Raw genomic sequence first — 12,324 nt, 5'->3', positions numbered from 1 at the left:
AGCCATATTCGGTGGCAGCAAAAACTCCTGATCGCGCACCACCGGACGATACGAACGAGCCATACCTCATCGTTTCGTGCTCACCGGCCAACACAAAGGACATCCATCGGCATTTCGCAACAGCCACCCAGCGATCGTTTTCACGCACAAATGCTCACGCGCCTGCGGCGAGCCTCGGCGACAGAAGTTGTCGCGCGCCTGCGGCGAGCCTCGGCGACAGAAGTTGTCGCGCGCCTGCGGCGAGCCTCGGCGACAGAAGTTGTCGCGCGCCTGCGGCGAGCCTCGGCGACGGAAGCCCACCCGCTCGCCGCCACCACCCTCTCCGGCGTGACCCTCAAGAAGAACTGCACCAGCGGGCCGATCCCGAATGCGTAGAGGACGGTCCCGACGCCGACCGTTCCGCCGAGTAGCCAGCCGACCGCCAACACCGTCGCCTCGATCGAGGTGCGGACAAAGCGCACCGACAACCCGGTGCGCTCGACCAGGCCGGTCATCAGCCCGTCGCGCGGCCCCGGTCCGAGGCCGGCGCCGACGTAGAGGACGGTGCTGACCGCGTTGAGCACCAACGCGCCCACCATCATCGCGATCCGCACCGGCAGTGACGTGGGCGTCGGCAGCAGCCACAGCGCGGCGTCGACCGTGATCGCGATGACGACGACGTTCGCCACGGTGCCCACACCGGGCCGGTTACGCAGCGGAATCCACGCCAGCAGCACGACCACGCCCACGACCGCCGAAGCCACGCCGATCGTCATCCCGGTGTGCCGGGCCAGCCCCTGATGGAAGACGTCCCAGGGGTCCAGTCCTAGCCCGGCGCGCACCATGACCGCCATCGAGAAGCCGTAGCCGGTCAAGCCGACGAGAAGGACCAGGCCGCGAACGACCCCTCTACGCATGGTGGGGGAAGCGCGCCTTGATGAGTTCGAGTTCGCGGGCCATGCGTTCGACGTCGCGGTCGTCATAGTCAGCGCGCGCGACGGGCTGCTGCCACGCCAGGGTCGCGGCGAGGCGGCGACTCAAGCGAGGTATCCAGTTTAAGCTCATAACCTCCATCGTCGGTTCCAACTGGCTTGCCTTTCAATAGCCAGTCGGTCAATACTGGCCTGTGATGACACCTGAAATGCCCGCCCGAACGCTCAATGTGGATCTTCTGGCCCGCGAATTGGGTAACTGGCGGACGTCCAGTCGGAGCGGACCCGCTTACCGGGGTCTTGCCGACGCCCTTCGTCTGCTGATCATCGACGGACGCGTCCCCGTCGGCGCACGCGTGCCCAGCGAGCGCGCACTCGCCGACACGCTGCGGGTGTCACGCACCACGGTCACCGCCGCTTACACCCAGCTGCAGGAGGACGGATATCTCGTCGCGCGCCGCGGCGCCCGCAGCACCACCGCGTTACCCGTCGCACCTGCAGCGCGCGTCGAGCCCGCCGCGCCGTCGGTGAGCCTAGCCGCGGCAGCGTTGTCAGCTCCGGCCGCCGCGGTGATGGAGGCCTTCACAGAGGCGACCCGCGACGTCACGCCCTATCTGCACGCGCCGGGACACGAACTCGTCGGCGTTCCCGCGCTGCGACAGGCGATCGCCGAAAGGTACTGCGAGCGTGGGCTTCCCACTGAGCCGGACGAGATCATGGTGACCACCGGGGCGCTACACGCCATCGGCCTGATCCTGACGACATATGTTCAGCCCGGTGACCGCGTACTCGTCGAACAACCGACGTACCACGGCGCGCTGTCCTCGATCGCAACCGCAGGCGCCCGCCCCGTCCCGGTCGCGATGACCGAAACCGGCTGGGATTTCGACGCGCTTCAGAACGCGCTGCACCAGATGTCGCCGACGCTGGCGTATCTGATCCCCGACAACCAGAACCCGACGGGTATGACGATGCCCGCCGCGGAACGAAAACGGCTGGCGCGCCTCATCGCCGAGACCCCTACCCGCACCGTCATCGACGAGACCATCCTCGACATGTGGCTCGACGAGCCCGCGCCCGGCCCGGCTGCGGGTGAGATGACGTCGCGGCGCGATCTGGTGCTGACGGTCGGCTCGATGTCGAAGTCGTTCTGGGGTGGGCTGCGGGTCGGCTGGATCCGTGCGGAGCGCGCCACCATCGCCACCATCGCCGCGCTGCGACCGTCGATCGACATGGGCACGGCCGTGCTCGAGCAGTACGCTGCGGCAAGGCTTCTCGCCCGGCACGAGGAGTTGCTGCCGGAGCGGCGCGAGATCTTGCGCAGCCGTCGCGCATATTTGCAGTCGCTGCTGAGTCAGCACCTGCCCGACTGGGAGCCCGGCCCGGGCGCCGGCGGTATGTCGTTGTGGGTGCGGCTGCCTGCCCCGATGAGTACCGCGTTGTCGGCGGCGGCCTCCCGGCTGGGCCTCGACCTGCCCGCGGGCCCGCGGTTCGGGGTGGACGGCACCCTCGAGCGGTTCGTCCGCGTGCCGTACGCGCTACCCGAGGAGCAGTTGGGTGAGGCGGTGGAACTGCTGGCGCGGGCGTGGCGCAGCGTCACCGGATTGTCGGCGCCGGAGCCGACGACCGTCGTCGTCTAGCGACGCTCCGCGTGGGCCCACGCGCAGTCCGTGAGCGACCGTGTTTGTCCCGCGACACGCCGCATTCTCGCGTACAAATGTGGTCGCTCGCGCCCCACGAAAGGCCCTGTTCAGTCGGGGATCTCGACGCGGCGCACCACACCGTCGACGGCATCGGCGGCCTCGATCTCACCGCGCGTGACACCGAGAATGAACAGCACAGTGTCCAAGTACGGCTGGCTCAACGACGCGTCGGCGACCTCCCGCAGCGCCGGTTTGGCGTTGAACGCCACACCCAGACCCGCGGCGGCGAGCATGTCGATGTCGTTGGCACCGTCGCCGACGGCCACCGTCTGCTCCATCGGCACACCGGCCTGCTGCGCGAAATCCCTGAGCGCCTTGGCTTTTCCGGCCCGGTCGATGACGGGGCCGATCACCCGGCCGGTCAATTTGCCGTCGACGATCTCGAGTTCGTTCGCGGCGACGAAATCCATCATCAGCTCATGGGCCAGCGGTTCGATGACCTGACGGAAGCCGCCGGACACGATGCCGCAGTGGTATCCCAGCCGCCGAAGCGTGCGCAGCGTGGTACGGGCACCGGGCGTCAACTCGATCTGGTCGGCGACGTCGTCGAGCACGGACGCGGGCAGGCCGGCCAGTGTCGCCACGCGCCGGTGCAGGGATTCGGCGAAGTCGAGTTCGCCGCGCATGGCGGCTTCAGTGACCTCGGCGACCGCGGCCTCGGCGCCCACCTTGGCCGCCAGCATTTCGATCACCTCACCCTGGATCAGGGTCGAGTCGACGTCGAACACGATGAGCCGCTTGGCTCGTCGCGTCAGGCTGAAATCCTCGAGCGCGACGTCGATCTCCTGGGCGACCGCCACGCGCGCCAGCGTCTGCTGCAGTTCGTCATAGACCGCGCGCGACGGCACCGAGACCCGCAGCTCCAATCCCGTCACCGGGTAATCCGATATGCCACCGATCGTGTCGATGTTGACCTCGAGCCGCGCGAGTTCGCGGGCCACCACCCCGAACTCCTCGGCGGTGATCGGACGACCGAGGACGACGATCGTGTGCGTCGACGGTTCCCGCATGACCGGCTCGCCGTCGCTGCGTTCGATCGTGACGTCCAGGCCCACTTCGCGGATCGCCGCCGTCAGGGCGTCACGAAGCTCGGCGCTTCCCGCGACTTCCGCCGATCCCGCGACCAGCACACCCAGGGTCAGCCGGCCGCGAATCACGACCTGTTCGACGTTGAGCAGCTCGACCTGGTGACGCGACAGCACCTCGAACAACGCCGAGGTCACGCCCGGCTGGTCGCGGCCGGTGACCGTGATCAGCAGCGATGCGCGTTCGCGTGATTTACCGGTCATGCCGCAATCGTGTCAGGTACGAACGTTCGCGTCGTCCAGCCGGGTCACATCGCCGTCCGCGGGCCCATGGCTGCGTCCGACGTGTGCCTCCGCGCGCATCCGCTCCACCATGTGCGGGTAGTGCAGCTCGAACGCGGGTCGCTCCGAGCGGATTCGGGGCAGCTCGGTGAAGTTGTGCCGCGGCGGCGGGCACGACGTCGCCCACTCCAGCGAGTTGCCGTAACCCCACGGATCGTCGACGGTCACCGGCTCGCCGTAGCGCCAGCTCTTGAAGATGTTCCACACGAACGGCAGCGTCGAGATGCCCAGGATGAAGGCGCCGATGGTCGACACGACATTGAGCGTGGTGAACCCGTCGGTCGGCAGGTAGTCCGCATACCGGCGCGGCATACCCTCGTCGCCCACCCAGTGCTGCACCAGGAACGTGACGTGGAACCCGATGAACGTCAGCCAGAAGTGCAGCTTGCCCAACCGTTCGTCGAGCAACCGGCCGGTCATCTTCGGGAACCAGAAGTAGATTCCGGCGTAGGTCGCGAACACGATCGTGCCGAACAGCACGTAGTGGAAGTGTGCGATGACGAAGTAGCTGTCGGTGACGTGGAAGTCCAGCGGCGGGCTGGCCAGCAGCACGCCCGACAGACCGCCCAGCAGGAACGTCAGCAGGAACCCGATCGAGAACAGCATCGGTGACTCGAATGTCAACTGGCCCTTCCACATCGTGCCTATCCAGTTGAAGAACTTGATACCCGTAGGCACGGCGATCAGGAACGTCATGAACGAGAAGAAGGGCAACAACACCGCACCCGTGGCGTACATGTGGTGTGCCCACACCGCGATCGACAGCGCCGCGATCGCGATGGTCGCGTAGATCAGCGTGGTGTAGCCGAAGATCGGCTTGCGGCTGAACACCGGGAAGATTTCGCTGACGATGCCGAAGAACGGCAGCGCGATGATGTACACCTCGGGGTGGCCGAAGTACCAGAACAAGTGCTGATACAACAGCACACCGCCGTTGGCGGGATCGTAGATGTGCGCGCCGAGATGCCGGTCGGCCGCCAGCCCGAACAGCGCGGCGGTCAGCAACGGGAAGGCCAGCAGCACCAGGATCGACGTCACCAGGATGTTCCAGGTGAAGATCGGCATCCGGAACATCGTCATACCGGGTGCGCGCATGCACACCACAGTCGTGATCATGTTCACGCCACCGAGGATGGTGCCCAGACCCGAAATGGCCAGACCCAGGATCCACAGGTCACCGCCGGCGCCCGGTGAGTGGATCGCGTTGCTCAGCGGCGCGTACGCCGTCCAGCCGAAGTCGGCCGCACCACCGGGGGTGATGAAACCGGAGATCGCGATCAGGGCGCCGAACACGAACAGCCAGAACGACAGGGCGTTCAGCCGGGGGAACGCGACGTCGGGGGCACCGATCTGCAGCGGCAGCACCAGGTTGGCGAAGCCGAACACGATTGGCGTCGCGTAGAACAGCAACATCACCGTGCCGTGCATGGTGAACAGCTGGTTGAACTGCTCGTTGGACAGGAACTGCAGTCCCGGCATCGCCAGCTCGGTCCGCATGAACAGCGCCATCAGCCCGCCGATGAAGAAGAAGATGAAGCAGGCGACGCAGTACATGATGCCGATCATCTTGTGATCGGTGGTGGTGATGAGCTTGTAGATCAGGTTGCCCTTGGGGCCGAGTCGCTCCGGGAACGGACGCCGTACCTCGAGTTCTCCGATAGGGGGCGCTTCGGCTACCAACAGGTCCTCCATACATCCAGGTCGGGACATCCCGGGGTTGTCTCGATGAATCCTAGCGGGCCTCCGATCATGAATGCTCGGGGGTCCTACAAAGCGTCGTAATCGGCCAGCACACGGCTTTCGGCCCGGGAGCTGGCCGGATGTTACCGTCGGCGACGTGTTGATCGGCCGAGCGCGCAGGGCCCTCGTCGCCGCCAGGATGCTGGGCCTGGCCGCGCTCGCGACCGCGGTCGGCATGACCGTGATGAGCGGCTGCGGGTCCCCCGATGGGGAGTCGTCGGACACCGCCGCCCCGCAGACGATCGTCACCAGCACGACGAGCATCGCCGGCGCCGGGGTGCTGGGCAATCAGCGGCGCCCCGACGAATCGTGTCCGGCTGAACCGGCACCGGTGGACCCGGGACCCCCCGAGCGCATGGTGCGCCACGCCGCGGGCGAGACGCTGGTACGCGCCGACCCACAGCGCATCGTGGTGCTGTCGGGCGACCAGCTCGACGCTCTGTGCGCGTTGGGACTGCAGTCACAGATCGTGGCCGCGGCGCTGCCCGACGGCTCCGATAGCCAGCCGTCGTACCTGGGCCAGGTCATCCACGACGTGCCGGGCGTCGGCACCCGCAGCGAACCGGACCTCGACGGCATCCGCGCAGCCGCACCCGACCTGATCCTCGGTTCTCAGGCGTTGACGCCGGAAGCCTTCGGGCCACTGTCCGACATCGCGCCGACGGTGTTCTCCGGCCCGCCCGGCGCGGCGTGGCAGGACAACCTGCGCACCGTGGGCGCCGCGACCGGACGACAGGACGCCGCGAACGGGTTGGTCGAGGGATTCGAGCGCGCGGCCGACAAGACCGGCGCCGACAACGACGCCACCCACTTCCAGGCGTCGGTCGTGCAGTTCACCGACACCACGATGCGCGTCTTCGGCGTCGAGACCTTCCCGGGCAGCGTGCTGGCCGATGTCGGCGTCGATCGCCCTGTGACACAACGCTTCACCGACAAGCCCTACATCGAGGTGGGAGTCACCGACACGGATCTCGGAGACAATCCCGACCTGTCGATCGCCGACGGCGACATCGTCTACGTGTCCTTTGACTCGCCGTCTGCGCGCGACCGCGCGCCCGCGGTGTTCGAGAGCGATGCGTGGAAGAAGCTGGGCGCGACGCGGGACGGCCGGGTCTTCGCGGTCAACAACGAGGTGTGGCAGACCGGGGAGAACATCGTGGCCGCACGCGGCATGCTCGCCGACCTGCAATGGCTCAACGCTCCGATCAATTAGCGTTGTCGGCGTGTTCCACGTCCTGAAATCGACCTATCTGCAACCGCCCGAGGTCGTCAACGAGACCCGGCCCGCCCACCTCGAATGGCTCAAGAACGAGGTCAGCGCCGGCCGGATCGTGTTGGCGGGCCGCCTGGAGGACGAGTCGGGCGCAGTTCTCATCACCGGCGACATGGATGCCAAGCAGGCGCAGGACGTCGTCGACCGTGATCCCTATACGGCCGCCGGCGTCGCGCGATACGAACGGCTGTCGTTCAACGGGGCGTTCCGGGCCACCGGTCTCTAGCGGGCCTGGGAGAAAATTCACAGCTTCGGCAGGAATCATCGGGGTAAGCGGCCCTGTTGGTCGTTGCAGGCCGGTCGCAGTGTCAGCGACGGCTTTGTCGATAGTCGATCGGAACGAAAAGAAGAAGGTCGTAATGAGCACCGTTGCCGCATATGCCGCACCGTCGGCGTCCGAACCACTGGTCAAGACCACCATCACCCGACGCGAGGTCGGACCGCACGACGTGGCGTTCGACATCCACTTCGCGGGCATCTGTCATTCCGACATTCACACCGTCCGCGACGAGTGGGGCCGCGCGAACTATCCCGTGGTTCCCGGGCACGAGATCGCCGGTATCGTCACCGAGGTCGGTTCGGAGGTCACGGGATTCAGGGTCGGCGACCGCGTCGGCGTCGGTTGCTTCGTCGATTCCTGCCGCGAATGCGCGCAGTGTCGCGCGGGCGAGGAACAGTACTGCGCCAAGGGCATGGTCGGCACCTACAACGCGATCGGTCGTGACGGTGAGCCGACACAGGGCGGCTACAGCGGCGCGATCGTGGTGGACGAGAACTATGTGCTGCGCATCCCCGACAGCCTCCCGCTCGACGCGGCGGCGCCGCTGCTGTGCGCAGGGATCACGTTGTATTCGCCTCTGCGCCACTGGAATGCGGGTCCAGGAACCCGCGTGGCGGTCATCGGTCTGGGCGGGCTGGGCCACATGGGCGTCAAGCTCGCGCACGCGATGGGCGCACATGTGACGGTGCTGAGCCAGTCGCTGAAGAAGATGGAGGACGGGCTGCGCCTTGGTGCCGACGAGTACTACGCAACCTCTGACCCGGAGACGTTCTCCACGCTGCGCGGATCGTTCGACCTGATCCTGAACACGGTGTCGGCCAACCTCAACTTGGGCCGCTATCTCGGACTGCTCGCACTCGACGGCACGATGGTCGAGCTGGGTATGCCGGAGCAGCCCATGTCGGTACCCGCCGGCGCGCTGATCTCCGGACGGCGCCGCCTCGCCGGCTCACTGATCGGCAGCATCGCCGAAACGCAGGAGATGCTCGACTTCTGCGCCGAGCACGGCGTGCGACCCGAGATCGAGGTCATCACACCCGATTACATCAACGAGGCCTATGAGCGGGTGGTGGCCAGCGATGTGCGCTACCGCTTCGTGATCGATACGCAGTCACTGCGCTCATAGGACCGGTTGCCAGACGCCGTAGGGCCGATCAGAATTGGCGAACGTCTCCGGCGTTGACGAAAAGTCCGTGACCGGTGGCGTCATAAGTGATGCGGGTCCGCAGATTCTCGTCTTGAATGGTCCAGCCGTCGACGTGATATGTCTGCCCGGCGTCCACGACGATGTCTCCGCCGGGGGTTTCGTTCGCTGCGGGGACGACGCCCCGCTCCCAGTACATTTGACCGGTGCCACGCACAACGGCGAGGTTGAGCCGGTTGTTGAATTTCGATGTCTCCCACGGAGCCTGACCCCATGGTTGGCCGTCGACACGCTGACATACCACTATCGGTCCACCGCCGCGCTTCACGTCGTCAGCACTCACCAGGCAGCGGATCGTGCCCGACTGGAGAAGCACCAGCTGTCCCGTATCGGCCGCCGCCGGCGGCGCCAGGACCACCGCACCGAGAATCGAGAGACCCAAAGCCGTCACTGCCCGCCGAATCATGCCCGTCTCCACCGTCGTGCTACGCCATTACCTTCAGCCGGGAATCGTCTCACGGGGCTGATCGTGACAGGCCGATTTCCTACGAAGTCGGCCGGTCGGTGCATGTTTCGAGGTCCCAGTCCTCGTCTTCGGCCACACCGGCCGTGCCGACCACGCAGCGCAACCCGATAAATCGAGCTCCGTGAGCCGTCCCCTCCGCGGCTCACGGAGCAGAGTTGACGCTATGCGCTGCCAGGTCCAGGGAATATAGGGATTTCCCTGGCCTTGGCGGCGACGCGCGGCTGCTGTCCTTCAGAGTTCGCGCCCCGCGGTGAGGCGGGCGTGGACGACGCTGATGCGATCGGCTGGCAGACCGGCTTGTCGGCACATGCGCGCGACGGTTTCGGCGGTATCGGAGCGGAAGACTCCGTAGAGAATCTCATCGCCGGCCGCGGCCACCGTGATGATCAGTTCGATGGGCTCGCCCTCGGCGACCATCCCCCCCGCGCTGTGCTCGAGTGCGGTGGTGAGGGCCTCGAGGTCCGAGGTTCTGAGCCGCGGTTGATACCACTCGGTGAGGAAGCAGCGTTGCCGGTCGAGATGAGTGGTCACCACCGGAGACTATTGATTACCGACGATTTAAGTACCAGGGATTTCCCTGGTATTGGCGTCCGGCAGATGAGTGTGCAGCTGGGAGCGGGAGCGGATGCCGAGTTTTCGGTAGACATTGCTCAAGTTCATCTCGACCGTCTTCGGCGATATGAAAAGTTCTGCAGCGATCTCCCGGTTGGACAACCCGTCTGCGGCACGGCGCGCAACGCGCTCTTCGGCCGGTGTGAGGCCCGCGCCACGAGTCGTACTGCGCTTCAGATGGTTCAGCTCGGCGGCGGCGCGACGCAGCCACAACGGTGCACCGAGCCGTTCGAAAGCGTGATGGGCGGCCACCAGGTGGTCCTCGGCCGGCTTTCGGTGGCGTCGTCGCCGCTGTATCTGACCCAACACCAACCGGGTGCGGGCCGTCTCGAACGGCATGGGTAGTTCGCGGTGGTGTTCGAGCGCGGTGAGAGCCGTCGCCTCGGCAGCCGGCAGATCGCCTCGCGCGGCAAGCCATAGACAGCGTCCTCGCGCGCCGGTGGCGAGCATCCACGGCCGCTGGAGTCGGTTCCCGTTCGTTTCAAGGGCCTCGATCAGCGGCTGCGCCTCGTCGAGTCTGCCAAGTGCGGTCAAGGCTTCGATGGCGTCGGGAAGGTAGCCGCCGCTGATCAGCTCGGTGTCATGGGCGGGGTCGAACGTGCGCAGCAGTGGCTCGAAGGCATTGATCGCCGCGGTGTAGTTCCCGAGCGAGGTCTCGAGGAATCCGAGGCTGGTGAGAGGCGATCGGGCCAAATAGATTCCGCCGGTTGCGTGCGCTAGGGCGATCGCCAGGTCCGCCGCCTCGCGGGCTTCTTGTTCACGTCCGGTGTGGGCGGCGACTGCAGCGCGGCAACTCGCCGCGAACACCCGGGGGTGGTGGCCGTCGATCTCTTCGGCTCGTCGGGTCGCCTCTTCGGCGATCGTGGCGGCATCGTCATATCGACCTGACCAGATGTTGATCATCGTCGCCTGGGTGTCGACCCAGATCGCGTCGATCTCGTTGCCTCGATCGGCGGCGTGCTCCCTCAGGGCCTGTATCACCTGCTGTGCCTGCTGCAGATCGCCGGTGCCGGCGTCGATCACGGCTTTGACCGCGTCGGCTCGATGGTGGACGTGGCCAAACGGTGTGCTGCCTTGCAGGCGGAGGGCCTCGGTGATCGTGTGTTCCTCGACGCCTCGCCCGTACTGGAAGTGCAGCATGGCCGCCAAGGCGCGCGCTTGGCTCTGAAAAGCCGCGTCGGGAATCTGGTCGGCGACGTCGACGGCCTCCCGTGCGTAGGCGAGCGCCTGCTCGAAGTCGCCCGTGATACCGGTGGCGGGTGCGAGAGTCATCAGCGCCTGCAGTCGAAGGTGGGGGCTTTCGACAGCGTCCTCCAAGCCCCGGGTCAAACCCTCCACGGCGGCGGTGAACGAACCGTCGTAACCGTCGATCGCGCCCTGCAGAATCACCACCGCACCGCGGATGGCACCTGGCGGAAGGTCGTCAGAGAGTCCCTTGAGGTGCTGGCGCGCCGCGGCGATGGCACCGGCGTCGAAGTGATAGCGCGCGGCGAGGATCCGCCGTATGGGGTCGTCACCACCGAGCGCGATCGCAAGTTCGACGAGTTCGGCTGCGGCGGTCGGTGCCCCGTGCTCGCGGGTCGCGATTGCGGCGGCGTCGAGGGCCGCCAGAGTTGCCGGGTCGGCGCTGGTAGCCGCCAGCGCGAGATGGCGGGCCTTGAGTTCCGGTGCGTCGACGAGCTCAGCCAGTCGGCGGTGCATCGCTCGGCGGTCTGCAGGTTGGGCGGCGTCGTAAACGCCGGCCGACAGCAGGGCATGCGAGAACTCGATGGCGGTCCCGACGACGGCGACGACGTGTGCGGCCTCCCCGCGTTCCAGCAGTTCCACGACGCGTTCTTCGTCGACTCCCGTCGCTTGGGAGACCATCGCAACGGTCGGTTTCGCCGCGCAGGCGGCGGCGAGCAACAGCGGGGCTGCCTCCTGTTCCAGTCCTTGCAGCCGGGCCGCGACGATCGCGGCCAGCGTCTCCGGAAGCGTCCCGTCGATCCCGCGACCGTCTTCCACGGCTCGGACCAGTTCCAGGGCGTAAAACGGGTTGCCGCCGGAGATTTCTTGGATTCTGCGCATTTGCGGGCGGGGCAGGACTTTGCCGTGACGTTTGGTGACCAGCGCGTGAAGGCCGCCCATGGTCAGTGGCGTCATATGGACGCGGCGGAGGGCGTCCGGATGAGCCATCTGCAGCCGTATCTGCGCTTCAAGGGATCCGGGCTCTCCGCTGCGGGTGGTGACGAGGACGCCGATCGGTCCCTGCACCCGCCGCGCTACGTACCGGATGGCCGTGGCGCTCGGTGTGTCGAGCCACTGCCCGTCGTCGATCGCGATCAGCACCGGTGTCCGGGCCGACAACCACTGCACCACCGACTGAAACGCCGCCGCCGCACCCCGTTCGTCGGTCGCAGCGGGCGCATGATCGTGAAGCAGAAGGCCGTTCACCGTCGCTCGCTGCGTCGAGGACAGACACTCGAATGATTCGTGATCGACACCTGCGAGGAGATCCGAAAGGGCAGCGAAGGAAAACGTCACTTCGCCCGGATCACCTTGTGCTGTCATGACTTTGAACCCGCGAGCCGAAGCGGCCCTGACAGCGTCACGATACAGCGTCGTCTTGCCGATTCCCGGTTCCCCGTCGATGATCAGCCCCGTCGCAGAGACGGCAGCGCTGTCCAGAAACGCTGTCACCGCGGACTGCTCGGCGAGTCGAGTTACCGAGTGCGACCCGCTGAACTCCACGTCAGACTGGCTCGGACCGCCCACCAACATCGGCGCCC

11 protein-coding genes are annotated in these 12,324 nt (G+C 66.6%); 4 read left to right on the top strand and 7 right to left on the bottom strand.

The window, feature by feature from the left end:
* Positions 1–140 precede the first annotated feature (140 nt).
* Both yczE and CEX87_RS27845 read right to left on the bottom strand, forming a co-directional pair.
* Entirely contained in the window at positions 141–896 is a 756-nt protein-coding gene (yczE, locus tag CEX87_RS15475; RefSeq protein ID WP_094288003.1) for a membrane protein YczE, read from the bottom strand.
* Positions 889–1,020, bottom strand: coding sequence for a hypothetical protein (locus tag CEX87_RS27845; protein ID WP_269845542.1), 132 nt, complete (start codon positions 1,018–1,020; stop codon positions 889–891). The genes yczE and CEX87_RS27845 overlap by 8 nt, the downstream gene beginning before the upstream one ends.
* Before the next feature lie 88 nt (positions 1,021–1,108).
* On the opposite strand from CEX87_RS27845, the gene yczR reads away from it, so the two are divergent.
* On the top strand, positions 1,109–2,551 hold the full coding sequence (yczR, locus tag CEX87_RS15470) for a MocR-like transcription factor YczR (RefSeq protein WP_094288001.1): 1,443 nt from the start codon (positions 1,109–1,111) through the stop codon (positions 2,549–2,551).
* A gap of 110 nt (positions 2,552–2,661) precedes the next feature.
* On the opposite strand, the gene serB is transcribed toward yczR, so the two are convergent.
* Positions 2,662–3,903: a phosphoserine phosphatase SerB gene (gene serB / locus CEX87_RS15465; protein WP_094287999.1), complete on the bottom strand. Its 1,242-nt coding sequence runs from the start codon at positions 3,901–3,903 to the stop codon at positions 2,662–2,664.
* Between the two features lie 12 nt (positions 3,904–3,915).
* The gene (ctaD, locus tag CEX87_RS15460; protein WP_064398845.1) at positions 3,916–5,661 is read right to left on the bottom strand and encodes an aa3-type cytochrome oxidase subunit I; all 1,746 of its coding nucleotides are present in this window, start codon (positions 5,659–5,661) and stop codon (positions 3,916–3,918) included.
* A 199-nt stretch (positions 5,662–5,860) separates the two neighbouring features.
* On the opposite strand from ctaD, the gene CEX87_RS15455 reads away from it, so the two are divergent.
* The 3 genes from CEX87_RS15455 (at position 5,861) to CEX87_RS15445 (ending at position 8,400) form a co-directional block, all read left to right on the top strand.
* Entirely contained in the window at positions 5,861–6,934 is a 1,074-nt protein-coding gene (locus tag CEX87_RS15455; RefSeq protein WP_197696788.1) for an iron-siderophore ABC transporter substrate-binding protein, read from the top strand.
* 10 nt (positions 6,935–6,944) lie between these two features.
* Positions 6,945–7,220 (top strand): YciI family protein, encoded by a 276-nt coding sequence (locus CEX87_RS15450; protein ID WP_094287995.1) that lies wholly within the window; start codon positions 6,945–6,947, stop codon positions 7,218–7,220.
* A 133-nt stretch (positions 7,221–7,353) separates the two neighbouring features.
* Positions 7,354–8,400, top strand: coding sequence for an NAD(P)-dependent alcohol dehydrogenase (locus tag CEX87_RS15445; protein WP_094287993.1), 1,047 nt, complete (start codon positions 7,354–7,356; stop codon positions 8,398–8,400).
* 28 nt (positions 8,401–8,428) lie between these two features.
* Here the strand turns inward: CEX87_RS15445 and CEX87_RS15440 are convergent, their stop codons facing one another.
* The 3 genes from CEX87_RS15440 to CEX87_RS15430 form a co-directional block, all read right to left on the bottom strand.
* A complete protein-coding gene (locus CEX87_RS15440; protein WP_094288015.1) occupies positions 8,429–8,884 on the bottom strand; it encodes a hypothetical protein in 456 nt (151 codons plus the stop codon).
* A 291-nt stretch (positions 8,885–9,175) separates the two neighbouring features.
* Positions 9,176–9,475 carry a hypothetical protein gene (locus CEX87_RS15435; protein ID WP_126315879.1) on the bottom strand — a complete coding sequence of 100 codons (300 nt, stop codon included), beginning with the start codon at positions 9,473–9,475 and terminating at the stop codon, positions 9,176–9,178.
* A gap of 27 nt (positions 9,476–9,502) precedes the next feature.
* A complete protein-coding gene (locus CEX87_RS15430) occupies positions 9,503–12,316 on the bottom strand; it encodes a helix-turn-helix transcriptional regulator (RefSeq protein WP_269845543.1) in 2,814 nt (937 codons plus the stop codon).
* Positions 12,317–12,324 lie beyond the last annotated feature (8 nt).

The organism is Mycobacterium lehmannii (genome assembly GCF_002245535.1).
GTDB classification, from domain to species: Bacteria; Actinomycetota; Actinomycetes; order Mycobacteriales; family Mycobacteriaceae; genus Mycobacterium; species Mycobacterium lehmannii.
Note: the sequence above shows the minus strand (reverse complement) of the source record. Positions and strands in the feature narration are given on the sequence as shown.

Bases quoted from the DNA above. Each gene is read 5' to 3' on its own strand.
- yczE (WP_094288003.1), bottom strand. From the start codon at position 896: ATGCGTAGAGGGGTCGTTCGCGGCCTGGTCCTTCTCGTCGGCTTGACC.
- yczR (WP_094288001.1), top strand. From the start codon at position 1,109: ATGACACCTGAAATGCCCGCCCGAACGCTCAATGTGGATCTTCTGGCC.
- serB (WP_094287999.1), bottom strand. From the start codon at position 3,903: ATGACCGGTAAATCACGCGAACGCGCATCGCTGCTGATCACGGTCACC.
- CEX87_RS15455 (WP_197696788.1), top strand. From the start codon at position 5,861: ATGCTGGGCCTGGCCGCGCTCGCGACCGCGGTCGGCATGACCGTGATG.
- CEX87_RS15445 (WP_094287993.1), top strand. From the start codon at position 7,354: ATGAGCACCGTTGCCGCATATGCCGCACCGTCGGCGTCCGAACCACTG.
- CEX87_RS15440 (WP_094288015.1), bottom strand. From the start codon at position 8,884: ATGATTCGGCGGGCAGTGACGGCTTTGGGTCTCTCGATTCTCGGTGCG.
- CEX87_RS15430 (WP_269845543.1), bottom strand. From the start codon at position 12,316: ATGTTGGTGGGCGGTCCGAGCCAGTCTGACGTGGAGTTCAGCGGGTCG.